The following is a 23804-nucleotide window of genomic DNA, read 5'->3' as shown; positions in this document are numbered from 1 at the left end:
CGGAAGAAAATCTTCCTAAAAGGACACATTTTGAGGTACTTATGCCTCATCAGTCTGTCAAAATGCCCCCTATCTACACGTTTATGCATAATAAAAGATGCAGGACCGCAAATAGTCCTGCATCTTGCTTATGGTCTTCTTATCAAATCTTCTTCAGACGGATGACGCGACTGTCAAACTGACGGGTCAGCGTGGCGTCGAGACCTGTCTCCATGAGGAACTTGCCACTGAAGGTCTTGCCCTCGAAGCTATGGCTGCGCTCAGCGCACTCAAACTCGTTGAGGCGATAGATGGCGTTGGGGTCGAGGCCGGCCATGTGCCAGCGGGGCGTCTCCAGCCCGATATAGTTCTCGAACTTATAGCAGAAGAACACAGCCTCGCTCTTGTCCTCAGTAACAAACAGTTCGCTACAGAAACCCTTGTTGTCGTAGGGCGAGAGCAGGCGATACTGATCGCCCAGTTGGACGATAGGACGAATCTCCTTATAGAACGCCATTGCCTTCTTGGCATAGGCACGCTCCTCATTATTCAGGTCGCTGGGCTTCATCTCCATACCCAGTCGGCCCGTCATAGCTACGTCGAAGCGGAACTTCAGAGGAATGACGCGACCCGTCTGATGATTAGGCGAGGCACTTACATGCTGAGCCATAGCCAGAGTGGGGAAGAAATGACTGGTACCCCATTGGATAAAGAGGCGCTGCTGTGCATCAGTATCATCAGAGACCCAGAACTCGTCGAAGTAGGGCAGGGCACCCCAGTTCACACGTCCGCCACCACTTGAACAGAGTTGGATAACGAGGTCGGGATGGGCCTTGCGGATACGCTCCAAGGCATTGCGCAGTCCTAAGTGATAATCCACGAAGAGATGGCTCTGCTTGTCGGCTGTGAGGTAACTGCTGCCATAGTTCTGCATCGACATGTTGCAGTCCCATTTGATATAATGCAGCGTGGGGTTCTCCTTCACCAGGTTGTCCACGATACCCACCACGAAATCCTGCACCTTGGGATTAGAGAGGTCGAGCACCAGCTGCGTGCCTCCACGACCCTTTGACAGTTCACGCGAGGGATGAGCCACAACCCAATCAGGATGCGCCTCAAAGAGTTCGCTGGCGCTATTGGTCATCTCTGGCTCTATCCAGATACCAAACTTCAGTCCGCGGTCCTCGGCTGCCTTGACGAGGGCAGGGATACCCTTGGGCAACTTCACCGTATCTGTGATCCAGTCGCCCAGGGCCTTATCATCATACGTACGACGATACTTGCGGCCAAACCAGCCATCATCGACCACGAAGAGTTCGCCACCCAGTTCCTTCAGACCATCCATCATCTGTTCGCACACCTCCTGGTTGACGTTCATATAGACACCCTCCCATGAGTTCAGGAGAATCTCACGAAGGGCCTTGCCGTTATGCAGTTGTCCGTTGCGTCCCCAGCGATGGAAGGCACGACTCACGCCGCCTTTTCCCTCTTCGCTATAGCAAAGCGCCAGTTTAGGCGTCTCGAACTGTTCGCCCTTCTTCAGGGTATAGGCTGTATGCAGGTCGTCGATACCAGCCAACAACGTGTGCTGATACTTGCCGCGGGTCTCAAGGCGCAACTTGTAATTACCAGTCCAGCAGAGTGCCGCACCAATCACGCGTCCGCTATTCTCCTGAGGTTTGCCGTCGAGCGAGATCATCACCTCAGCACGATCGTCCATCGCCGTGCGCACGCCGTCGTGATTCACGATGACCTTCAGTCCGGCAGTCAGAGGCTCTTCCGTCATCGTGGCTTCCTGTCCCCACGAACCATGAAAATGCGTGAGCCAGGCACCCTCCTGACGTAGGGGCATCACACCACTGGCATATTGTTCCAGTTTCACAGGCTTCTTCTCGCCATTACGAAGCACCGTCCAGGTCTCAATCACATCGCTCTGGTTGTTGGCTTTATAATAAAGGTCCACGAAGAAATCGTACTTCTTATCCTTTAGCGTGATGATAGTCTGGTCGCCCTCCTGCCTGCACCCTGTCACCACCAACTCCGTTGACATATTGCCATCGGCATGGGTCACGCTGAGCGCCGTCTCGTCAAAGCTGTCGCGGCCAAAGGCAGGATAGGCATCTTGGTTGAGACTTCTGGCAGCATAGACCTCACTGGCCTGACTGGCTTTGAGGCGCGAGCCATAATACTGGATACGAGGCGTCTCTCCATCGTTCACAGAGAGCATCAACGTGGTTTTTTGGGTGTTAACAAACACATCTTTGGCACAGACCGTCTGGTTCAGTGTCATCGTGGCTAAGGCCAATAGTAAATACTTTTTCATCATATAGTTTTTAGTAATCCGGCTACAAAAGTACAAATTTATTTTTAAACAATGGGGATATTCAAGAAAAAAGGTTATCTTTGCACAACCAATAATGGATGGTTAGAGAAAAAAGGATTGTTTCATCAACCTAAAAACCGTATAAAACAATGAACAAAAGAACAACACTTTTATTCGCTTGTCTGCTCACAGCAGGCATCGCACTGGCCAAGGGTCACTGGGTAGGTACATGGGGCACAGCTCCACAACTTGTGGAACGTCATAATAATCCGCCGGCACCAGGACTGACCAACAATTCCCTGCGTCAGATTGTGCAGGTGTCGATAGGTGGCAAGAAGGTGCGCTTGAAGCTTACCAATGAGTTTAGTAAAGAACCTACGGAGATAAAAGCTATTGAGCTGTCTATAGCAAAGACCTCTGGCAGCAGCAGCGAGATTGACGAAGCATCAACAGTCAGTCTGACCTTCAACGGCAAACAGTCGGTTACCATTCCTGCAGGAGGCATGATTGTGTCTGATGCGGTGAAGTTTCCCATCGGCAATCGTGAGAACGTGGCTATCACCATCCACTACGGACAGACCTCTCCATCTGTGAGCGGACATCCCGGTTCGCGAACTACTTCTTACCTGAAAGAAGGCAATACCACTGATTTCACTGGTGCTATCCGCACAGACCACTGGTATAATATCCAGACGCTGGAGGTTGAGGCATCAAAGAAAGCGGGTGCCGTAGCCATCCTGGGCAACTCTATCACGGACGGACGCGGCTCTACTACCAACGAACAGAACCGTTGGGCAGATGTGTTCTCACGTCGTTTGTTGCAGAATAAGGCTACGAAGCAGGTGGGTGTGCTCAATATGGGTATCGGCGGCAACTGTGTGCTGCGTGGTGGCTTAGGTCCTACAGGTAAGGATCGCTATCATCGCGATTTGTTTGGTCAAGAGGGTGTGAAGTGGATTATCCTCTTCGAGGCTGTCAACGATCTGGGCTCTTCGTGGAATGGTGTACAGACGGCAGAGCGTATCATTGATGTCTATAAGGAGATTATCGATGAGGCTCATCAGAAAGGTATCCGCGTCTATGGCGCTACCATCACACCGTTCAAGGGTAATAACTATTATTCTGCTGACCATGAGAAAGGCCGCAGCACACTCAACGAGTGGATTCGCACCACTGAACTGCTGGATGGCATTATCGATTTCGACAAGGCTGTGCGTAATCCTCAGGATCCGGAAGCTATGCAGAAAGCGTTTCTTTTCGAGAACGACTGGTTGCATTTCAATGCTAAGGGCTATGAGACCATGGGCAGTAGTATTGACCTGAATTTGTTCACCAAGAAAAAAAATTAGAAAAAAGTTGTAATAAAACAAATCAGTCATGCGTCTAACGGATAGAAACAGTTAATTAAACAACGCATGATTATGAAAAAGTTTGTATTTGCAACTCTGATGTGCGTGGCAGCCATGAGCGCTAAGGCACAAGTTCTCACCTCTGAGACCGTTAATAATGTCTATGAGGCAGTGTCTAATAAGGCCGACGGCGATTATTGCTATAATGCCGAACGGAAGGGTAAGGACATCACCACGATGTTTGTCTATCAGAAGGCAACCAACAGCAAGGGTGATATCACACTGACGCCTCACCTGAAGTATGAATATAACTATGCTCTCGATGGTACACTGAAGAACCGTGTGGCCTATCGCTGGAACGACAGTCATCGTGACTGGGAGTGTACGGCTCGCTATGATTATACATTGACGGATAATAACTATTTTGCTGAGTTCAGTCGCTATAATCAAAAGGCAAACCGTTTTGACCAGCCTCTGGACAGAATGGTATATACGCTGAAGGATAGTATCAACCATGTGATTTGCTATCATCGTGACCGTCCATCGGCTTCCTTCCAACTGGTTAGCGAGACGGCCGTAAAGGAACCCTTTGTACTCTTGGCTAAGAAGTAAAACACATCATTATTTTTTCTATAAATCTCTCTTCGGGCGGGCATCTGTGACAGATATCCCGCCTTTCTTCTTTTTTGAGATTTATCCTTGTACTGATGCTGCTGCAATGGCAGTGGCAACGGCATAGGCGGTGGTCCAGGCGGCCTGGAAATTGAAGCCTCCTGTGACGCCGTCGATATCGAGCACCTCGCCAGCGAAATATAATTGAGGATGCTCACGACTCTCAAGTGTTGAGGGGTTGACAGAGGCGAGGTCGATACCACCGCAGGTGACGAACTCGTCCTTGAAGGGTGCACGTCCGGCTATCTGATAGGTATCGTTGATGAGGCTGTTGGTCAGACGGTTCAGCTCCTTTTGGTTGAGACTTCCCCAGGGGGCGCGTGCTCTGCCTGCAAGGGCTTTCTCCGTGAGGTAGTTCCACAGGCGCTGGGGCAGGTCGAAAGGACGCATAGTGGGCAGCTGCTTTTGTGCATACTGTCGGCAGAAAGACAGCAGTTCCTGTTGTACCTCGTTTTCCTTTAATTGGGTCCAGTTCACAGAGAGCGGCATCTGATAGTTGTTCTCACTAAGCAGACGTGCTGCATAGCTGCTGAGGCGTAGGATACACGGGCCACTCATGCCCCAGTGGGTGATGAGAAGCGGACCAGAGGCGCGCATCTTAGTGCCTGGAATCATGGCGGTGGCCTCTACGACGGTACCCATCAAATCTCGCAAGGCCTGCTCTTCTATATTAAAGGTGAAGAGCGAGGGCACGGGAGGGATGAGAGGTGAGAGATGAGAGGTGAGAGATGAGTGGGAATTCATGCCACCTGTGGTGATGGCGATGAAGTCATAATCAGAGAGTTCATCAAGACTATTGACGCGACAGCCTGTCTTGATGGTTACACCAAGACGACGCGTCTCACTGAGAAAGAGGTTGATGATGGTTTGTGAATCCTGCGACTGTGGGAAGACACAGTGGTCTGGCTGCGTAACAAGTTTGACACCTCGGCTCTCAAACCACTGGTAGGCATCGCGATGGTCAAACTGCTTGAAGAGACGTTTCAGTAGGCGATGGCCTCGCGGATAGACGCTCTGCAGGTCCTTGACCTCCTCAAAGGAGTTGGTACAGTTGCAGCGTCCGCCACCAGAGATCTTTACCTTGGCAAGTACGTGGTGCGAGGCCTCAAGGATGGTTACGTCCATCTGTGGACACATCTCCTTGAGATTGATGGCAAGAAAGAATCCTGCCGCACCTCCACCGACGACTGCTGTCTTCATATAACTTTCGGATTATGACTCATAGGCTGCGGCCTCGGCAGCAGCTATGATGTCTTCACGAGAGAGCTCCTTGGGCTGGTGTGTGATATCTGAGAGATCGAACTCATTGTCTAATTGTGAATTGAGATCTGAGAGTTGAGAGGTGGGATTAGTTTTGCTGTTTTCGTTTTCAGAAGCCTGCTCGTCCTGAAGGTTATCATACCTCTCAGTTTTCAGTTCTCCATTCTCAGTTGAGATAATAAACTCCTTCTCTTTCTCCAAATCAGGTGCAATAGCAGTGGGCTCTTCTTCCATCTTGGTACGCTCAGACTTAGCCTGGAAGATGGCGTCAATGAACTGTGGCTCGCGACGGAGGCGCTGCAGAGTCTCTTGTGAGGCTGCCTGTTGCGCTTCTTTCTTGGAGTAGCCTTTGCCCTTACCACCTTCTACGCCCTCTATCTTGACGAGGAAACCAAAGATGGGTGACCCCTCGTTGTCCTTGTCTTCTTCCAGAATCTCAAAAGCCATCTTCACCCGGTTTTTCTGGGTCCACTCCAGCAGTTTCGACTTGAAGTTCACCTCTTTATAAGCCACCTTGTCGATATTGACCATCTGAGCCAGAATACGTGTCTTCATGAAACGCATCACGGCATCATAGCCCTGATCCAGGTAGATAGCGCCAACAAGTGCCTCGAAGGCATTACCAGCCATATAACTGTTGTGTGAACGCTTGGAGGTGTTGCTCTGGATGAGTTCGGTGAGTCCCATCTCCTGAGCCAGTTTTCCCAGGGTCTCACGACTCACCAGCTTAGAACGGGTATTGGTGAGGAAGCCCTCACGCTTGTTTTCGAAATGCTCGAATACAATATGTCCCACCACGGCATCGAGCAGGGCATCGCCCAGGAACTCAAGTCGTTCGTTATTCAGGGGGCGACCCTTGTCATTACGCTGTCCGCTACTCTTATGGGTCAGCGCAATCTTATAATACTTGATATCGTGGGGATAGAAGCCAATGATGGCGTGAAGAGAAGAAAAAAGCTCCTTCTCCTTGCGGAAAGGGAGCTTTATACGGTCGATGATATCGTTAAGCCTCATACTTCTTGAATACCACACAAGCGTTGTGACCACCAAAGCCGAACGTATTGCTCAGACCGGCGCGTACAGTACGCTTCTGTGCCTTGTTGAAGGTAAAGTTGAGGTTATAGTCAATCTCAGGATCTTCGTCACCGTCCTCGTGGTTGATGGTGGGAGGAATGATGTCGTTCTGGATAGCCAGCACAGTGGCCATAGCCTCTACGGCACCAGCAGCACCCAGCAGGTGACCAGTCATTGACTTGGTTGACGAGATATTGAGCTTGTAAGCTGCATCACCAAATACTTCCTTGATAGCCTTTGCCTCAGAGATATCACCAACGTGGGTAGAAGTACCGTGTACGTTGATATAGTCGATATCCTCGGGCTTCATGCCAGCATCCTCAAGGGCGTTCTGCATCACCAGCTTAGCACCCAGACCCTCTGGATGTGAAGCAGTGATATGATGTGCATCAGCACTCATACCAGCACCAACCATCTCTGCATAGATCTTGGCACCACGAGCCTTAGCGTGCTCCAGTTCCTCGAGAATCAAGCAACCAGAACCCTCGGCCATGACGAAACCGTCGCGACTGGCGCTGAAAGGACGACTTGCTTTCTCGGGCTCATCATTGCGGGTTGAAAGGGCGTGCATAGCGTTGAAACCGCCTACACCGCTCTCGCAGATAGCTGCCTCGGCACCACCAGCTACAATGACGTTGGCCTTACCCAGACGAATCAGGTTGAAGGCGTCAGCCAGTGCGTTGCTTGAAGAAGCGCAGGCAGATGAAGTGATATAGTTGGGACCATGGAAGCCGTACATGATAGAAATCTGTCCGGCTGCGATGTCGGCAATCATCTTAGGAATGAAGAAGGGATTGAACTTAGGACCATCTGCACGATGAACACCATAATAGGTAATCTCGTCCTCGAAAGTCTTAATACCACCGATACCTACACCGTAAACAACACCGATGCGGTTCTTGTCGATGGTTTCCAAATCCATCTTGCTGTCCTCAACAGCCTGCTTGGCAGCAATCAGGGCCAGCTGTGTGTAGCGGTCCATCTTGCGAGCCTCCTTGCGATCGAGGAAGTCGTTTACGTTGAGGTTCTTCACCTCACAAGCAAACTTTGTCTTGAAGTTGGTTGTATCGAAAGATGTGATAGGGGCTGCACCACTAACTCCTGCAAGGAGATTCTTCCACATTTCTTCGGGGGTGTTTCCCACAGGGGTGACTGCGCCAAGGCCTGTCACAACCACTCTTTTTAATTCCATAACTCTAATTTAAGGGAATAGTGAAAAAAGAAAAGTGAAAAATTTGCTACCGCACTCCAAGTTATGGTGAAGTAAGGCGGCAGCAAATTCTTCACTCTTCACTTTTCCTTTTTAATTTATTTTGCGTTCTCTTCGATATAAGCGATAGCATCAGCAACGGTGCCAATCTTCTCTGCCTTATCGTCAGGAATAGAAATGCCGAACTCCTTCTCAAACTCCATGATGAGCTCAACGGTATCCAGTGAATCTGCACCCAGATCATTGGTGAAACTTGCCTCGGGCTTTACTTCTGCCTCGTCAACACCCAGTTTGTCTACGATAATAGCCTTTACTTTGCTTTCAATTTCTGACATAATTTTTTCCTTTTTTTAATGTTAATATTCAATCTTTTTACGATAATCTTTTCGAAAATCGGATGCAAAGTAACTCATTTTCTTTCAATTACGCAAACTTTTTACTAAAAAACTGCCCTTTGTGTGCACACACAGGGGGTAAATGTGCAATATTTTATTCTTTTTTTTGGTTATTTTTACACTTTACCTACTTTTTTTTATAACTTTGCACACAAATTTTTATTGTCTATGGATAAATATTTTGCAGACCCGCTGCGTTATGATGGCGGAATGAAGTTTGAGAGGTGCGGACGCTCTGGTGTTATGTTACCAAAGGTATCGCTGGGATTCTGGCATAACTTTGGTGGTGTGGACTCTTACGAACGTTCCAGAGAGATAACGCATTATGCCTTCGATCATGGTGTGGTGCACTTTGACCTGGCTAATAACTACGGACCTCCTTATGGTTCTGCAGAAGAGACGATGGGCCGGCTGATGGATGATGACTTTGCACCTTATCGTGATGAGCTCTTCATCTCTACGAAGGCGGGTTATGACATGTGGCCTGGGCCTTATGGCAACTGGGGTTCCAGAAAATACCTGATGGCATCGCTTGACCAGAGTCTGAAACGTATGCATCTGGATTACGTGGATCTTTTCTATAGTCATCGTTATGACCCTGAGACACCTCTGGAGGAGACACTGCAGGCATTGGTAGATATTGTAAGAAGTGGAAAGGCCTTGTATGTGGGTATCTCACGCTGGCCTTTGGAAGCTACGAAGTTTGCAGAGCAGTATCTGCGTGAGCGCGATGTACCTATGCTGATTTATCAGGGTCGCCTGAATATGCTCGACAGGGCACCACAGGAAGAGGGAATCCTGGATTTCTGTGCAGAGAAGGGTATTGGCTTTATCTCGTTCTCACCTCTGGCACAGGGTCTGCTGACAGACCGTTACCTGAATGGTATTCCTGCGGATTCACGTATGTCGAAAGGGAAATTCCTGAAGGAGAGTATGCTCACAGAAGAGCTATTGGCAAAACTCCGCACTTACAACAAACAAGCGCAGGAGCAGGGTAAGCCTTTGTCGCAGATGGCATTGGAATGGATTTTGCAGCAGCGTGGCGTTACCTCTGTATTGGTAGGTGCCAGCAGCGCACAACAGTTGCAGAAAAACCTGCTTTGTGTTAATTCATAGTTGATAGTTGAAAGTTGAAAAAGGTTCTTTTAGTAAATGATGTTGCAGGATATGGCAAGGTGGGTATGGCCGCCATGTTGCCTATCTTGTCGTATATGGGTATTCCTGCATTTAATCTGCCAACGGCATTAGTGTCTAACACCCTCGACTATGGTGATTTTGCCATGCAGGACACCACAGCGTATATGCGCCAGACCTTGCCCGTCTGGAAAAAGCTGGGTTTCCGTTTTGATGCTATCTGTACGGGTTTGATGTTCAGCGAGGAACAGTCGCGATTGGTGGCGCAGTTCTGTAGGGATCAGGCCGGACAGGGATGTACCATCTTCGTGGACCCTGTGATGGGCGATGGTGGTAAGTTATATAATGGTATAGGCGAGAACCAGGTGCGACTGATGCGTGAGATGGTCAGCGTGGCACATCTGATATTCCCAAACTATACGGAGGCCTGTCATCTGGTTGGTGAACCTTTTAAACAGGATGGCTTGACACGGCGTGAGGCTTGTGAATTGCTGGATAAGCTGGTGAAGTTGGGCGCGCGCTCTGCTATCATCACCAGTTGCTTTATCGACAACAAGAATCAGGTGTGCGGCTATGATGCTGCTACAGGCAAATACTTCTTCCACGACTACGACGAGATTCCTGGACTGTATCATGGCACAGGTGATATCTTCTCGGCTGTGCTCATTGGTCATCTGATGAAACAGGAGTCGCTCTCTGCCAGCACCCGTCAGGCGATGGACGTAGTACGAGAAATGATATACCGCAACCGCGATGTGGAAGATCGCTGCTGCGGCATATTCATTGAGCGTTGTCTGGACCTGCTGTAGAGAGGTGAGAACTGAGAGGTGAGAACTGAGAGTTAGCGAACCAGTATCTTTTTACCGTTTCTGATATACAGGCCGTGGGTGGGTTTCTCCACTCTGCGTCCCTGCAGGTCCGTCCATTGACCATTATCCATTATCCATTTTCCATTATCCATTATTGCAATGCCATCGGTCTTACCGTCTATGTTGCTGCGATCAGTCATCTGTTGTAGCGCCATAACATCCAGCAGATTGAGCACGCGGTCGTAGACCATCACATCGTCAAGACGTACATCGGCAGAACCCCAGAACGAGCCTTTTCCAAACCACAGTTCATCACTTGAAGCCATGAGGTCGAGTATGAGGTTATAGTCGAAGCCTTGTTTGGTGGTGGCTTCTTTGCCATTGAGCGACTCCTTGTATTTATCCGTTGTCTTGGTGCCGTTTACATAGATAGTGATGCCACCTGATGAAGAATTGACAGTACGCGAGAAGGTGATGGTCACCATATCCCATTTGCCTGGTGTCAGTTTGCCTGTCTTCACTGTCTCTGGGTGGTTGATATCTACATAATTGCCACTGCCATTATTAAAGCCTACATACAGATTGCCTGTCATATAGAGGCGCTGGCCGTTGTTCTCCATACCAAAGAGCGCATCCCACAGGTTATCATCTGTACGCTTCACGAAGAACGAGATAGTGGCACCATTAGCGAGGTCTTTTCCCTTTAGTGGGTTGGGAATGGCTACATAACTCTCCTTGCCATTGGCACCAAAGTTCAGATGCACGGTATTGCCATTACGCAATAATTCCGTATCGTCAACAGTAGGAGCGATTGCAGTACCGTTTTTCTTCAGCAATGCTTTTTCTGATGGGTTCAGTTTGTTGGCCAGCTCAGCATCATCAAATTCATAATGAGCCAGCATACCATCGGCCCAGGTCGTATTATTGTTCTTGGCATTTGCCTCTGAGAGGGCTTTGACAACGAATGCCTCTTGCCAGAAATAATTACCACAGATGAGACGGGCTGTCAGCGTTACTTCCGTATCCTCTGCGAGTCCCAGGGGATAGTATTTGCCATAGTTGTTGATCACAGCCGGATTGCTGCTGGTCCATTCAAGAGTGGTCTGGTCGCCATAGAGCGGCATACTGCCATAGAGGTCAACGTTCTGCTTGATATTCTTGTTATTGCTGACAGGCAGCTTTTGCGTCTTGACCTGATAAGCCAGCTCATACTTAGGATGCAGTTTATAGGCCCATACACTTACGCCACCATTACTTACGGCAGTAATAGCGACAGCATGCATGTTGGTATAGTCCATCGTCTCTTCATACACCACTCCATAATAGATACTGTTGCCTAGCGTCAGTGTGATGTAGTGTGTGCCCTGATCGATACTCCATGTGCCCGTTTTACTGCCTGTGACAGTACCATCAGCCTTTAATACGATAGTGACAGGTTCTACCTGCTCCAGGTTGCTATGATTATTGGGGATTTTATGAACCAGCAGTTGATAGGTGCCTGCTATCTCATCTGTGGTAAATGGCTGTTGGGTGGTGATATCCGTATTGGTAATCGTCTCGCCGTTATATTCAAAGGGTGAGGCAACGAGCCAGCCGTTCTTGTTCTGGAACAACTGATGAACACGCACCTGATGACCTTCGTTGTCGTCCTTATTGTCATTACAGAAGCGGGTGTGGTAAATCAGGTAGGTGCGATCGTCGGGAGCAGCAATCACAGAGTTATGCCCCTGAGAACGCTCGCCCAGCGACATATAGCCCCAGTGGCTGTAAGGACCCATCAGTTTCTCACCACGGGCTGTGGCGTTAGGACCATAGTTGAGAATATAACTGGGGAATACAGCACTACGTGTACCACCATCAGTATAGGGACCGTCAGGTTTCTTAGAACGGAATACGCGCATCTCGTAACCGCCCTTCTGATCCAGGAAACCATAACTCATAAACAGGTAATAGTAGCCTCCAATATACTCTATATAGGCACCCTCGCCAGATACGTAGTAGCCTCCAGCTATGCGTTTTCCAAAATAGGGGTCGCCACTGGCTACAGAATAGGTCACGTCATAATCCCTCAGACCTGTCTCCTCATCCAGTTCCAAGATGAAGATGCCACCACTCCAAGAGCCGTAGGCCATCCAGAGCTTACCTTCCTCGTCATAAAAGACGCAAGGGTCAATATTGTTTGGCATACCAAGAATAAAGGTGTTGACCCATGTGTTATAGCGTGAAGGTAGGGTGCTCATGGTGCCAAGAACCAGTTCTACGTCGGTATCCTTGAACGAGTGACTGCCATTATCAAAGCCGCTGATGACCACAGGTGCCTGATACTCGTAGGGACCTTCAATATTATCTGATGTGAGCAGGATGATACTGGAGTGCCATTTATCGCCGTTCACACTCAGATACTGACACCATTTCTGCATCACGGGGTTCCAGATGACATCAGGAGCCCACATATTGCCGTTGATATCATAGCTGGCATCCGTACGTGCTGCCCATTCCTTGGCATTGAAAGCAGGCAGGTCGACCTCTACGCCACCTTTCTTCACCTTTGTGACCTTGGGGGTGACAAAAGCACTCTCGTTGCTGGCATTGTTATTATTGCCAACTTTCCAGGGCGACGTGAACCACGTCCAGTTCTGCAGGTCAGTGGTATAAGCCTGGGCACGATGTGAACCAAAGATATAATAGCGTTTGCTGTTAGGTTCATACACCACTGATGGGTCGTGCACGCTCTGTCGCTTCTTAGAGACAGTCTTATAGAGTGATTTTGCCTCAGATGTTGTCAACTCTGTCTGTGCGCTGGCCGATGTTCCAGTCAGCAATGCCAATAGTAAGATGTATAATTGCTTCATTTTATAGTTGTAGTTTTTAGTAACCTGAGGGCAAAGGTAAGAAAAAATGGACAAAGAACCAAAAGAAAAAGGAGAAGAAATGAATTTTCTCCTCCTTTTTCTTATGATTAGCCTCACTTCTGTAGGTCGTAGGACTATTTGCGTTCAATATGATTATTTCATCAGTTTAATCATTTCATTCATGTATTTCTCCGTAAACTTGTTGACTTGCTTTTGGACTTTGCGGGCCGACTTGGTGTAGGAGCCGTATTCCTTGTAAAATTCGGCGATTGCCTGATTCTGTTTACTATACAAATCCAGAACCTTTTTATAGAAATCCGGCAACGATTTTTTGGGTAAACCCGTGTTGAGCCCAAATTTCACGAAGTCTTGCACATGATTGTCAAACGTCTTATTCTGCTTGTAGATTATATCGAAAGCACTATTGATACGGAAAGGATCTCTCATGCCATTAATTTCCTTACCAATCAGGTCATAGCTTTGTTTCAAAACCTTTTCATAAGTATCAAGGGTCTGAACCTTTGACACAAACTGAACTTTCTGTTTCGTAGTCAGGTTCTCTCTCCACTGATCTACTCTTCTATTCGTTCCTTCACCATTGACATAATCTACTGGTACGTCATCTACTACTGGTATGGAGTCGACCTCTAATATATCCACATCATCATTTCCGGCAATTTGTCGTGCATTCAGCAGACTCTTACCGCTATAGCGACCTACACGGTTCTCGTAGTCGCGGTCCTCCTCGTACCAACCGTTATGAGTGGTGATATGATAGGTCTCACCAGGCACACAGTCGATGTTTGTCCACAGCTGACAGAGCGAGCCATCGGGCATCACCGTACGGATACGACCCACAAAAGGCTTGTCATTTTCAACAGAGATACCGAAACGGCCGTTTATGACAGGCATCGTAAATGTAAAGCTATCGTCTGTAGCATTGTTGAGCTGCTCAGCCGTTTCAGCTATATAGAACACGTAGAGAGAATCCTTCAGGTCATCGCCTACACGGCCTTCGAGGGTGAACCTCATTCTTGAACCATCCTGATCTTTCGCGTAGAGGTCAGTGCTCATACTTTTCTCGAAGAGGTCGGGACGCAGCGAGGTAATCATATACACGGTGCCCAATACCTGATTCTTCTGGTCGTGCATATATTCCCAAGTGACGGCATAGGCATCACGCAACGTAGGGTTCTCAGGATTCTTGCAGCACATGAGCCACATCTCCTGATTCTTATTGGTACGAATGTGCTGGGTGCCTTGAGTCTTACCATTTTCGGTAATGACCTTCAGTGAGAAATTCTCTTTGCTGCCAGGCTGGATATGCAGGAACTGATAAGCCAGAGGTTCCTCTTTGGGGAAGTTCAGAGCCACAGCCTTCAGCACATTATCGTTTTGCATACTGTTGGCTGAACAGCGGAAGGGCACAATCTTCGTACTCGACTCGATGATACTCGTATTGGGGTTGCGATTCACGGAATATACCTGTCCTTCGTTCAAGCCAAACTTAGCGATGATGGCGTTCAGGGTAGCGATAACGGTCTCAGGTTTCTTCTGAGGATTTGCCAATGGATCGGCACTAATGGTTGTTATGGCGCTGCAAGCAATGAGCAGCATGATGAATATACGTTTCATATCTCGTAATTTTAATTCTTACATTTTTAATTGTTACATTTTCACATTATTTCTGAGCAGTTTGCTCTAAATGGTATTTTGCGATTTCCAGTTCCAGTTCCACCCATTTTAGGTAGGCCTCGTTAGCTTGTTTCTTCATCAGGGCCATCTCCTCTGGGGTGTACTTCAGGTTCTCTGGACGGGTAATGGGGACGTCGCGTTCTGTCAGTGTTGTGGTGGCTGCCTGAGCGATAGCTGGTGTTTCTGCCTTCATAGTTTCTGCCTTGAGTGTTTCTATAGAAACCGTCTCTGCAGGAACCGTTTCCTGAGCTGTTTGTGGCTCTGCGACAACAGGCGTCTGCTGCTTCTTGGGCTTGGCAGGCGTGCTTTGGGCTATCTGCTTAGGCGTTTCCTTCACAGGTGCTTCTGGCAGGATGATTTCCTGTTGAACGTCCTGTTGAGGCTTTGCCTGCTTGGGTTCCACCTTTACGGCTACTTCCTGATTCATGCCTGTTCCCATCGTTGTGTCCTTTGGTGGGGTCAGGTACACCATCATGAAGCCAGCCACACAGGCTGCTGCAATCCAGGGCCACCACTTCTTCTTGCTCCTTTCCTTCGCAGAAGGGTGCTGAACTCTCTGCATCAGACGGGCGTTGAGGTCGGCAGGCATCTGAGGACCCTCCGCCTCTTCCATCCGGATGGCGTCGCGCAGGTTCTGGTCCTGCTCCAATAAAGTTTTGAGTTTGTCCTCGTTCATGACTGTAACATTTTTATGATTCTACAAAGTTTCTTTCTCGTTCTGCTTAGTTTCGAGGCGATAGTTGACGGTATCGACTCTGTGATGTCGGCAATTTCCTTTAAGCTCAGTTCATCATAATAGAACATTGTGATGATGGCTCGCTCGTCAGGAGGCAGATATTTCAATGCCGATCGGATCAGTTGTACCGTTTCCTGGTTGGCATGTCCGAAGGTCTCGTCCACCTCCGTATCTGATAATGCCTCGGCCTTGTCGCCCTGATCCTCGAAATAGATGACTGGCATCCCTTTGTGTCTCAGGAAGCTGATAGACTCGTTATAGGCTATGCGCGATATCCAGGTCTTGAGCGAGGATTTTTCGGCGTTATACCTATTTATATTATTAAAGACCTTGATGAAGACATCCTGATAGACCTCTTCGGCATTCTCGATGACAGAGACGATTCGCACCACCTGTGCAAAGACATCACGACCATAGAGGTCGAGCATCTGCTGCTGGGCTTTGGGACTTTTCTTGAGCAGTCCCGCTATGAGGTTTGTCTCGGTTTCTGTCATGATTATTTTAGTCTTACATTTATATATACGCAGAAAATGACAGAAACATTGCAAACGAAAGAAAAAAATTTTTAGAAGCTTGGTTCGGCTTCTCCTCTTTGGAAAATCATCCAGCCATTTTCACCACTTATATAATAGCTCTTGAAGCGGAGTGTCGTCTCGTCGGCATAGTCGAAGACGGCATTATACTGGTAGGCTGCAAAGTCAATATCCTTATTATCGTATTTGGCAGAAAGTTCCAGATAGTTTTGCTTCCCATCTCCAAAAGGATCCCAGTAGCGCAGTTTCCAGGTGCCGGAGAAAGTGCCGTTCTGTTTGATGTCTTCGTCTTCCCAGACGCCAAGTTCTACGTCCTCCCAATCGGTATATACCTGCTCGCCATTGATGGTGACGAGTTTACGCTTCTGCCATTTCCGCATCCCTGTCAGCGTGCCGTCTGCCTGAAATGTCAGTCGCTCGAAATAGCGCTGTTTCTCACCAATCTTCTCGAAGTGCCAGGTACCCACCAGCACAGGACCATACTTCTCATTTAGCTGTATGGTTTTCTCGTGGGCCTCAGGGTCCACATATTCAGGATCACTACTACTGCATGCAGCAACAGAGAGGGCTGCAAGGATGAAAAAAACTGTTTTCTTGAGAAGTTGTAACATGATTGTTATTTTGAGGTTGAAAGCTTGTATATGGTATCTAGCTGTAAATTCCATCGGCTCTGGATTTCTTTTTCCCAGCCTTCTTCTGTGCCCTCAACAGAAGCATCATGATAGGACTGCCATCCATAGGTCAGATATTTCTCATTGGGAAAGAATTCACCTTCGCCAATGTCTAAGTCGCCACAGTCAGGAATGCGACAGGCACCCCAACAGCATTTCTGTTCGCTGGTGGTTGGTGAAGACAAAATACCTTCGAACTGATTGTTGCAAAAAGAATCGCTATAATGATCTATATCATCGAACACAGCCTTACCATCTTTTATATAGAAGGTTGATATCATCTTACCCTTGATTCTTTCGTTGATATCTATGGCGTTAAGATTCCAATCAGAGGTAATACCATATATCTGGGTACCACTTTGAGGATTAACTTCTTCATCTACCTGGTATTTCTTGGGCAATGTCGAAATTTCTCCAAGGATACGAACCTTTCCTTCATAACTTGAGACTCTATCCTTGATGCGATACTTTCCCCAAACATGATAATAAAGTGTATCCTCTGTATCCATCTTGATGCTGTCAATCAGGAAGTAGAAACGCTGATAGTTCTCACCAACATAGCCTAAAACATAGTCTTGATGACTGGTCCAGACGGCAGAGAAATCCAGAGGTCCTTCTTTTTCTACGTTCTGGGAATTGCCACCACAACTTGTAAGAGCAAAAGTGGTAATGGTGATAAATGCAGTAACAAATAATTTTCTCATTTGCGTTTTATGGTTATCAATGAATGGTTTACTTTCTGCTGGCAAATGTACAAACAAATCGAGAAACATCAAAATTTTTCTTTGATATTTTTCCTAAAAACAATCATGTCACGTAAAAACGTCAGAGAAACGACGAGTTACTCATAGAGAAACGTCGAGTTGCTTGTTGAGAAACGACCTTTTGCTGGGTGAGCGTAAACGGGCAGAAAAATAATTCCCTCCAAAAAATTTGGTCGATTCGGAAAAAAGGCTTATCTTTGCAAACGGTTAAGACAAAATGGCGATAATGAGGATTCCGACTTGGGAGAACAGTCGGGATTCTTTCTTTTTTGCCGACCGAGGAGATACCTAAGATAATATAAAACAAAAAACAATAGAATTATGGCTTACATGTCACAAGAAGGCTATGATAAACTCATAGCTGAACTGAAACGTTTAGAAGGCGTTGAACGTCCAAAAGCATCGGCTGCCATCGCAGAAGCACGCGATAAGGGCGACCTGAGTGAGAACAGCGAATACGAGGCTGCTAAGGAGGCACAGGCTCATCTGGAGTCTAAGATCAACCTGATGAAGCAACAGATATCAGAGGCAAAGATTGTAGACACATCACGTCTGAGCACGGACTCTGTACAGATTCTGTCGAAGGTGGAGATGACCAACCTGGCCAATAAGGCTCGTATGACCTACACGATCGTGAGTGAGAGCGAGGCCAACCTGCGTGAGGGAAAGATCTCTATCCAGACACCTATTGCTCAGGGTTTGCTGAACCATAAGGTGGGCGACGAGGTGGAGGTGAAGATTCCACGTGGCACCATCAAGCTCCGCATAGAGAAAATTACTGTTGGATAAATATTGATTATGGATATTTTCAGTAAGATTGCTGCTGGCGAGATTCCCAGCTACAAATGTGCAGAGAACGAAAAGTTCTATGCCTTCCTTGATATCAACCCTGTGGCAAAAGGTCACACGTTGGTGATTCCTCGTCGTGAGGTGGACTATATCTTTGATATGGACGATGACGAGTTGGCTGAGTTTGAGGTGTTTGCCAAGCAGGTGGCTGTAGCCCTGAAGAAGGCATTCCCCTGTAAGAAGGTGGCTCAGGTGGTCTTGGGGCTTGAGGTGCCCCATGCTCATATCCATCTGATTCCGATGAACAGCGAGGGCGACGTGGATTTCCGCAAAGAAAAACTGCATCTCCCCAATGAGGAAATGCAGCAGATAGCTGATAAGATATACGCAGCCTTTAAGGGTTAAGTATAATCCTCCCCATAACGTATGCCAACCTCGTTGACATACTTGCGAATGAGCGACGATGAGTCGCTCTTTTTGCATATAAGGAGTACGTCGCCTTCCTCGGCCACGATATAGCCTTCCAATCCGTTGATGATGCCGATATGACCCTTGGGCAGTTTGATGATGTTGCCCTTGCAGTCGTCCATCATCACTTCTGAGTCGAGCACCACATTATCATCTGTGCCGTGACTCATAAACTCATAGATGGAATGCCAGGTACCCATATCGGCCCAGCCAAAGTCAACCTGCATCACATAGACCTGATTGCCTTGTTGCAGCAGACCTTGGTCTATAGCCACATTGGGCAGGGAGGCATAGTTGCGCTCTATATAGCCGATAACCTGATCGATTGTGTAGTTTTGGTTCTCGCACATGCCTGGGGCGAAGAGTTCCATAAACAGTTCGCGCAGACAATGGCGCAGGTGTCTGGCATTACTCAGGATAAGACCTGTGTTCCATAGGAACTCGCCACTGTCCATGAAAATCTGGGCAAACTCGCGTTCTGGCTTCTCTACAAACGACTGGATGCGATACACATGGTCAAACTCACCATTGCTACCCATCTGGATATAGCCATAGCCAGGTTCAGGACGCGTGGGTTTGATACCCATTACCAGCACCATATCTTTCTGTCCTACCAAATCCAGGCCATCGATGACGTTGCGCTTAAAGGCATCCTCGCCGGTGATATACTGATCACTGGGCACTATCACGATGCTGGCGTTCTCGTCGCGCTTCTGGATATTCAGCATAGCCCAGGCCACACTACCTGCCGTATTACGATTGATTGGTTCTATCATCAGACATCCGTCCTGCAGCTCTGGCAGTTGTTCGTGCACCCAATGCTCGTATTCCTTACACGTGCATACATATATATTCTCCTTTGGCACGATGGAAGTCATGCGACAGAAGGTGTCCTGCAACTGCGTGCGACCTGTTCCGAAGAAGTCCAAAAACTGTTTGGGACGCTCCATCCTGCTTGAAGGCCAGAGCCTTTTTCCACGTCCACCAGCAAGTATAATACAGTAGTTACTTTTTGAAATATTCATATAGCAGATTAATAGTTCAACTAATTTGGGGGCTAAATTACAAAAAGACATTGACAAATGCAACTATTTTCATGTTTTTTTTCATATTATTTTGCGTAATTCAAAAAAACTTCGTATCTTTGCACCCGCTTTTAGAGCCCAGATGGCGGAATCGGTAGACGCGCTGGTCTCAAACACCAGTGGGGCAACCCGTCCCGGTTCGACCCCGGGTCTGGGTACAAGCTTTAAAAAGCAATCCTCTGTAGGACAGGTTCTTACAGAGGATTTTTGTTTCTAATAAGTTCTGTAGTATTGGAGTTACTGGCGTTTAGGCGTTAGCTTTAATACAATATACTCCGATTGGGTGCCAATACGGTATTTGCCTCCCCAGATGCCAAGACCGCTACTGACGTAATAGTGGGTGTTACTGCGTTGATAACTGCCCCATGAACATTCGTAGAGATGATGGGTGATCCATGAGACAGGCCAGATCTGTCCCTCGTGGGTATGTCCGCTCAGTTGGAAGTCGATACCTGCTTGCTCAGCTTGTTCCAGATAATAGGGCTGATGATCTAGCAGAATCTGATATTTCGTACTGTCGGCCTGCTGCATCAGTTTTCTGATGGCTAGGCGATGCCTATTGGTACGATCATCGCGTCCAATGATACAGAGGTCGTCTGCAACAACGCAAGAGTCTTTTAGCAGATGGATGCCTGCATCAGTATAGAATTGCTGTGCGCGTGGTTCGTTACTATAGTATTCATGATTACCCAGACAGGCATAGACGGGAGCCTGCAGGCGATGGAATTCTTCTGCCATCTTTTCTTCAAACAACGGGCGTACGCTGATGTCGATGATGTCGCCGGCAATCAAAATGAGGTCAGGCTGTTCGGCATTCATCATATCCACCCATTTGGCCAGATCGCTGCGTGTGTTATGGTAACCCAGGTGCAGGTCGCTGGCCATCACGATGGTGTAGTCTTTCTTCAGGGGTTTCGTGGTCTGCAGGTTCAGCGCCACGCGTACCTTATTGTGATAATGGATATTTCCGCAGAGAAACACGGTGAGCATCATCCCCAGGATAGCCACTGATGTGACCCCGTTGGCATAAAGCCACGAACGAGGTACCAGGTGCACAAGTCGGCCCAAGTCGAGCACCAGGAACAGGATGACCAGATAGAGCAGGACAAGAATCGTTGTGGTACCTGTCTCATAGAGAATACGCGAAAGGGGTAGGGGAATTTTCTCCAAAGCGCCACTGAAATTGAGGAACAGCATAAAGAAACAAGCGATGCCTGTTGTCAGAATCAAGCCTTTCCATATACTGGCCAATGGCAGTAGCACCCATATATGCCAACCAACATAGGCAAGTCCTGCAAAGGGAAGTATCATGAAGAGTAAGAACCACATACTTGTCTGGGGATGAAGGATTTGAAAAAAACGGAAGGGAAATAAAAAAGGGATGCGCCGAAAAGTGCATCCCTCTGTAATTTTCTTTACAAAAATTAGTTCAGAGCGTCAGCAAGCTCAGCACCAGCCTTGAACTTAGCAACCTTCTTGGCAGCGATCTTGATCTTAGCCTTTGTTGCGGGGTTGATACCCTCACGTGCGGGGCGCTCGCTAACAGCGAATGTACCGAAACCAACGAGAGCTACCTTATCACCAGCCTTCAGGGCGTCCTTAATAGCTGCTACTGTGGCATCAAGAGCCTTCTTTGCGTCTACCTTAGAGATACCAGCACCTGCTGCAATCTTCTCTACCAATTCTGTCTTGTTCATAATAAAAAAAGGTTTTTAAAGTGAATAATAATTGTTATTATAAAAAAAATCTACCGCAAAAATAATAGGAAATCTTCATACGACCAACAAAAAATCCGAAAAAAATTGATTTTTAATGAAAAAAAGTGTGTAAAGGGCTGTTTTTGTGCTGAAAAACAGATATTTTTCGTAATTTTGCGCCCAGAAACTAATTAGATAAGAATAAACCTAATAAAAAGTAAATCAACAAGATGTTTCGTAATATACCGATAGTAACAAGGAATCTGCTCATTATAAACGTGCTGGTTTATCTGTTGGCATCAGTGGTTGAGTTAGGCGGAAAGAGTCTGACGGACTGGGGTGCGCTTCATTTCTTCATGGCCAGCGATTTCCACGTGTATCAGTTTATCACCTATCAGTTCCTGCACGGTGGTTTCACGCACTTGTTCTTCAATATGTTTGCCTTGTGGATGTTTGGCTGCGTGATTGAGAATGTGTGGGGTCCTAAGAAATTCATTTTTTATTACATCTTCTGTGGCGTAGGCGCAGGCCTGTGTCAGGAGATGGTGCAGTATATCTCGTTTGCTGCCGATGGTCTGACGAGTCTGGATCCAGCGCAGGTGCTGAATGTAAACGGACAGCGCCTGATGACTGTTGACCAGATTATGAACCTCTCAAGTACCATAGGTGCCTCGGGTGCCGTCTATGGTATCCTGTTGGCTTTTGGCATGACTTTCCCCAATGAGCGCATCTTTATCTTCCCCCTGCCTATTCCCATTAAGGCAAAGTGGTTTGTAGCTATTTATGCTATCATCGAGTTCGTCTCGGCTATGAGCAGCGTTGGTGATGGTGTGGCTCATATGGCCCATATCGGAGGTATGCTGTTTGGCTTCCTGCTGATACTCTATTGGCGTAAACGTCCTAACAGCCATTTCAATTTTGATGCTACCCGTCAGTTCTTCGACAGGTGGTCAAGAAATACGAGTGGAACCAGTCGTACGGGTAATACTGGATGGAATACTACCACCACGCACCCTCGTACTGGGGATGATTTGGAGTATAACGCTCGCAAGAAGGCCCGTCAGGAGGAGATAGACAAAATCCTGGATAAGATACGCGTCAGTGGCTACGACAGTCTGTCGAAAGAAGAGAAGAGACGTCTCTTCGAGGCCAGTCATGAGAAATGATCTGAGAGCTTGTGAAGGTTATCAAGAATATATTGGTTGGCGTGCTGACGGGAGCCAGTGTGGTGACAGTCTTGCTGCTGTTGCTGGTTGGCTATAGCGACAGGATTGATCCTGTAGATCATCCTATGCTGGCATGTCTGGGCATGTTTCTTCCCTTCGCCGTAGTAGCCAATATCCTGTTTATACCCATCTGGGTTATCTTCAAATGGAAACGTGTATGGATTCCCGTTGTGGGACTGGTGCTCGCGTATGCACCCATACGTACCTATTTCCCTATCAATTTCAATGCTGATAAAGAACCGCCTGCAGAAGGTATCAAGGTGGTGTCGTATAATGTCTGTGGCTTTGGCGGCAACTATAAATACGAGCAGGCTGTTGATACGGTGGCTGGCTATCTGAAACGGATAGATGCCGATATCGTGTGTTTGCAGGAAGACATGGGAGGCAAGGGTGGAAATGGCTTTGAAAAGATGAAGGAACTCTATCCCTACAACGATACCATCCATTTCTCTAATGACGTTATTTTCAACGCGATAGGCATCCATACCCGTTACCCTATCATCCGTAAGGAACGCCTCCCCATGTCGTCAAGAAGCAATGGTGCGATAGCCTATTTCCTGCAAGTTGAGGAAGACACGGTTATCGTTGTCAACAACCACCTGGAGAGTACCCATCTTTCCAGTGAGGAGCGTAATCGCTATCAGGAGGTGCTGAAGGGCGAAGTGGAGCGCGATTCTGCGGAGGCTGAGTTGTGGTATATCCTGAAGAAACTATCGCTGCATATGGCCGACCGTGCGATTCAAGCAAGGACGGTCAATGAGTTTGTGGAAACGCACAGTAGCTATCCCATTATCCTCTGTGGCGACTTCAACGATACGCCTGTTTCCTATACCCGTCATACCGTTGCTACCCATCTGAATGACTGCTTTGTATCAGCAGGTTGCGGTCTTGGTCTGTCATTTAATCGGAAGGGCTTTAATCTCCGTATAGACCATATGATGTGCTCAGATGATTACGAGCCCGTACGCTGTTACGTAGATAACGAAATGGATGCCAGCGACCATTATCCCATCGTTTGTTGGTTGAAAAAGGCGCGGAATCAATAAAAAATGTATGAAAATAGCCAAAAAATTTTCAAATGTG

22 protein-coding genes and 1 tRNA gene are annotated in these 23804 nt (G+C 47.6%); 9 read left to right on the top strand and 14 right to left on the bottom strand.

Annotation, left to right across the window (positions count from 1 at the left end):
• Positions 1–142: 142 nt before the first annotated feature.
• On the bottom strand, positions 143–2305 hold the full coding sequence (locus tag L6468_RS14605) for an alpha-galactosidase (RefSeq protein ID WP_237793884.1): 2163 nt from the start codon (positions 2303–2305) through the stop codon (positions 143–145).
• A gap of 146 nt (positions 2306–2451) precedes the next feature.
• Here L6468_RS14605 and L6468_RS14600 point away from each other — a divergent pair, with 146 nt between their 5' ends.
• A complete protein-coding gene (locus L6468_RS14600) occupies positions 2452–3651 on the top strand; it encodes an SGNH/GDSL hydrolase family protein (RefSeq protein WP_237793882.1) in 1200 nt (399 codons plus the stop codon).
• 72 nt (positions 3652–3723) lie between these two features.
• Complete coding sequence (locus L6468_RS14595; RefSeq protein WP_237793880.1) at positions 3724–4263, top strand: DUF3836 domain-containing protein; 540 nt, start codon at positions 3724–3726, stop codon at positions 4261–4263.
• 81 nt (positions 4264–4344) lie between these two features.
• Here L6468_RS14595 and L6468_RS14590 read toward each other — a convergent pair whose 3' ends face one another.
• The 4 genes from L6468_RS14590 to L6468_RS14575 all read right to left on the bottom strand — a co-directional run bounded on the left by L6468_RS14590 (position 4345) and on the right by L6468_RS14575 (position 8202).
• Positions 4345–5523 carry an aminoacetone oxidase family FAD-binding enzyme gene (locus L6468_RS14590; protein ID WP_237793878.1) on the bottom strand — a complete coding sequence of 393 codons (1179 nt, stop codon included), beginning with the start codon at positions 5521–5523 and terminating at the stop codon, positions 4345–4347.
• 12 nt (positions 5524–5535) lie between these two features.
• Complete coding sequence (gene rnc / locus L6468_RS14585) at positions 5536–6597, bottom strand: ribonuclease III (RefSeq protein ID WP_091817655.1); 1062 nt, start codon at positions 6595–6597, stop codon at positions 5536–5538.
• Complete coding sequence (fabF, locus tag L6468_RS14580) at positions 6587–7849, bottom strand: beta-ketoacyl-ACP synthase II (protein WP_237793870.1); 1263 nt, start codon at positions 7847–7849, stop codon at positions 6587–6589. The genes rnc and fabF overlap by 11 nt, the downstream gene beginning before the upstream one ends.
• 116 nt (positions 7850–7965) lie before the next feature.
• Complete coding sequence (locus L6468_RS14575; RefSeq protein ID WP_091817650.1) at positions 7966–8202, bottom strand: acyl carrier protein; 237 nt, start codon at positions 8200–8202, stop codon at positions 7966–7968.
• 228 nt (positions 8203–8430) lie between these two features.
• Between L6468_RS14575 and L6468_RS14570 the strand changes: the two genes are divergently transcribed.
• Both L6468_RS14570 and L6468_RS14565 read left to right on the top strand, forming a co-directional pair.
• Positions 8431–9378, top strand: coding sequence for an aldo/keto reductase (locus tag L6468_RS14570; RefSeq protein WP_091817647.1), 948 nt, complete (start codon positions 8431–8433; stop codon positions 9376–9378).
• 14 nt (positions 9379–9392) lie between these two features.
• Entirely contained in the window at positions 9393–10205 is an 813-nt protein-coding gene (locus tag L6468_RS14565) for a pyridoxamine kinase (protein WP_255779406.1), read from the top strand.
• A 32-nt stretch (positions 10206–10237) separates the two neighbouring features.
• Here the strand turns inward: L6468_RS14565 and L6468_RS14560 are convergent, their stop codons facing one another.
• From L6468_RS14560 to L6468_RS14535, 6 genes are all read right to left on the bottom strand, one after another.
• Entirely contained in the window at positions 10238–13057 is a 2820-nt protein-coding gene (locus tag L6468_RS14560; protein ID WP_237793862.1) for a family 43 glycosylhydrolase, read from the bottom strand.
• A gap of 153 nt (positions 13058–13210) precedes the next feature.
• Positions 13211–14692, bottom strand: coding sequence for a hypothetical protein (locus L6468_RS14555; protein WP_237793854.1), 1482 nt, complete (start codon positions 14690–14692; stop codon positions 13211–13213).
• Between the two features lie 46 nt (positions 14693–14738).
• Entirely contained in the window at positions 14739–15428 is a 690-nt protein-coding gene (locus L6468_RS14550) for a type IV pilus assembly protein FimV (RefSeq protein WP_237793852.1), read from the bottom strand.
• Positions 15425–15982: an RNA polymerase sigma factor gene (locus tag L6468_RS14545; RefSeq protein WP_237793850.1), complete on the bottom strand. Its 558-nt coding sequence runs from the start codon at positions 15980–15982 to the stop codon at positions 15425–15427. Before L6468_RS14545 ends, L6468_RS14550 begins: the two co-directional genes overlap by 4 nt.
• A 71-nt stretch (positions 15983–16053) precedes the next feature.
• A complete protein-coding gene (locus L6468_RS14540) occupies positions 16054–16632 on the bottom strand; it encodes a hypothetical protein (protein WP_237793848.1) in 579 nt (192 codons plus the stop codon).
• A gap of 5 nt (positions 16633–16637) precedes the next feature.
• Positions 16638–17396: a hypothetical protein gene (locus L6468_RS14535; protein ID WP_237793846.1), complete on the bottom strand. Its 759-nt coding sequence runs from the start codon at positions 17394–17396 to the stop codon at positions 16638–16640.
• Between the two features lie 381 nt (positions 17397–17777).
• On the opposite strand from L6468_RS14535, the gene greA reads away from it, so the two are divergent.
• Both greA and L6468_RS14525 read left to right on the top strand, forming a co-directional pair.
• Positions 17778–18245 (top strand): transcription elongation factor GreA, encoded by a 468-nt coding sequence (greA, locus tag L6468_RS14530; RefSeq protein WP_091817634.1) that lies wholly within the window; start codon positions 17778–17780, stop codon positions 18243–18245.
• A 9-nt stretch (positions 18246–18254) separates the two neighbouring features.
• Positions 18255–18650: an HIT family protein gene (locus L6468_RS14525; protein WP_237793844.1), complete on the top strand. Its 396-nt coding sequence runs from the start codon at positions 18255–18257 to the stop codon at positions 18648–18650.
• On the opposite strand, the gene L6468_RS14520 is transcribed toward L6468_RS14525, so the two are convergent.
• Positions 18647–19738: a mannose-1-phosphate guanylyltransferase gene (locus L6468_RS14520; protein ID WP_237793842.1), complete on the bottom strand. Its 1092-nt coding sequence runs from the start codon at positions 19736–19738 to the stop codon at positions 18647–18649. The two genes, L6468_RS14525 and L6468_RS14520, sit on opposite strands and share 4 nt — an antisense overlap.
• Positions 19739–19874: 136 nt before the next feature.
• Between L6468_RS14520 and L6468_RS14515 the strand changes: the two genes are divergently transcribed.
• Positions 19875–19956, top strand: a tRNA-Leu gene (locus L6468_RS14515).
• Between the two features lie 79 nt (positions 19957–20035).
• Here the strand turns inward: L6468_RS14515 and L6468_RS14510 are convergent.
• Entirely contained in the window at positions 20036–21127 is a 1092-nt protein-coding gene (locus L6468_RS14510) for a metallophosphoesterase (protein ID WP_237793840.1), read from the bottom strand.
• Positions 21128–21222: 95 nt separating this feature from the next.
• The gene (locus L6468_RS14505) at positions 21223–21495 is read right to left on the bottom strand and encodes an HU family DNA-binding protein (RefSeq protein ID WP_091817622.1); all 273 of its coding nucleotides are present in this window, start codon (positions 21493–21495) and stop codon (positions 21223–21225) included.
• Positions 21496–21725: 230 nt separating this feature from the next.
• Here L6468_RS14505 and L6468_RS14500 point away from each other — a divergent pair, with 230 nt between their 5' ends.
• Positions 21726–22661: a rhomboid family intramembrane serine protease gene (locus L6468_RS14500; RefSeq protein ID WP_091817619.1), complete on the top strand. Its 936-nt coding sequence runs from the start codon at positions 21726–21728 to the stop codon at positions 22659–22661.
• Positions 22662–22672: 11 nt separating this feature from the next.
• Complete coding sequence (locus tag L6468_RS14495; RefSeq protein ID WP_237793837.1) at positions 22673–23767, top strand: endonuclease/exonuclease/phosphatase family protein; 1095 nt, start codon at positions 22673–22675, stop codon at positions 23765–23767.
• Positions 23768–23804: the final 37 nt, after the last annotated feature.

Source organism: Prevotella communis, from assembly GCF_022024115.1.
Taxonomy (GTDB): Bacteria; Bacteroidota; Bacteroidia; order Bacteroidales; family Bacteroidaceae; genus Prevotella; species Prevotella communis.
This window is presented reverse-complemented; position numbering and strand designations above follow the sequence as displayed.

What these genes read in the sequence shown, in the direction of transcription:
- L6468_RS14605 (WP_237793884.1), bottom strand. Translation starts at nt 2,305, where the DNA reads ATGATGAAAAAGTATTTACTATTGGCCTTAGCCACGATGACACTGAAC.
- L6468_RS14600 (WP_237793882.1), top strand. Translation starts at nt 2,452, where the DNA reads ATGAACAAAAGAACAACACTTTTATTCGCTTGTCTGCTCACAGCAGGC.
- L6468_RS14595 (WP_237793880.1), top strand. Translation starts at nt 3,724, where the DNA reads ATGAAAAAGTTTGTATTTGCAACTCTGATGTGCGTGGCAGCCATGAGC.
- L6468_RS14590 (WP_237793878.1), bottom strand. Translation starts at nt 5,523, where the DNA reads ATGAAGACAGCAGTCGTCGGTGGAGGTGCGGCAGGATTCTTTCTTGCC.
- rnc (WP_091817655.1), bottom strand. Translation starts at nt 6,597, where the DNA reads ATGAGGCTTAACGATATCATCGACCGTATAAAGCTCCCTTTCCGCAAG.
- fabF (WP_237793870.1), bottom strand. Translation starts at nt 7,849, where the DNA reads ATGGAATTAAAAAGAGTGGTTGTGACAGGCCTTGGCGCAGTCACCCCT.
- L6468_RS14575 (WP_091817650.1), bottom strand. Translation starts at nt 8,202, where the DNA reads ATGTCAGAAATTGAAAGCAAAGTAAAGGCTATTATCGTAGACAAACTG.
- L6468_RS14570 (WP_091817647.1), top strand. Translation starts at nt 8,431, where the DNA reads ATGGATAAATATTTTGCAGACCCGCTGCGTTATGATGGCGGAATGAAG.
- L6468_RS14560 (WP_237793862.1), bottom strand. Translation starts at nt 13,057, where the DNA reads ATGAAGCAATTATACATCTTACTATTGGCATTGCTGACTGGAACATCG.
- L6468_RS14555 (WP_237793854.1), bottom strand. Translation starts at nt 14,692, where the DNA reads ATGAAACGTATATTCATCATGCTGCTCATTGCTTGCAGCGCCATAACA.
- L6468_RS14550 (WP_237793852.1), bottom strand. Translation starts at nt 15,428, where the DNA reads ATGAACGAGGACAAACTCAAAACTTTATTGGAGCAGGACCAGAACCTG.
- L6468_RS14545 (WP_237793850.1), bottom strand. Translation starts at nt 15,982, where the DNA reads ATGACAGAAACCGAGACAAACCTCATAGCGGGACTGCTCAAGAAAAGT.
- L6468_RS14540 (WP_237793848.1), bottom strand. Translation starts at nt 16,632, where the DNA reads ATGTTACAACTTCTCAAGAAAACAGTTTTTTTCATCCTTGCAGCCCTC.
- L6468_RS14535 (WP_237793846.1), bottom strand. Translation starts at nt 17,396, where the DNA reads ATGAGAAAATTATTTGTTACTGCATTTATCACCATTACCACTTTTGCT.
- greA (WP_091817634.1), top strand. Translation starts at nt 17,778, where the DNA reads ATGGCTTACATGTCACAAGAAGGCTATGATAAACTCATAGCTGAACTG.
- L6468_RS14525 (WP_237793844.1), top strand. Translation starts at nt 18,255, where the DNA reads ATGGATATTTTCAGTAAGATTGCTGCTGGCGAGATTCCCAGCTACAAA.
- L6468_RS14520 (WP_237793842.1), bottom strand. Translation starts at nt 19,738, where the DNA reads ATGAATATTTCAAAAAGTAACTACTGTATTATACTTGCTGGTGGACGT.
- L6468_RS14510 (WP_237793840.1), bottom strand. Translation starts at nt 21,127, where the DNA reads ATGTGGTTCTTACTCTTCATGATACTTCCCTTTGCAGGACTTGCCTAT.
- L6468_RS14505 (WP_091817622.1), bottom strand. Translation starts at nt 21,495, where the DNA reads ATGAACAAGACAGAATTGGTAGAGAAGATTGCAGCAGGTGCTGGTATC.
- L6468_RS14500 (WP_091817619.1), top strand. Translation starts at nt 21,726, where the DNA reads ATGTTTCGTAATATACCGATAGTAACAAGGAATCTGCTCATTATAAAC.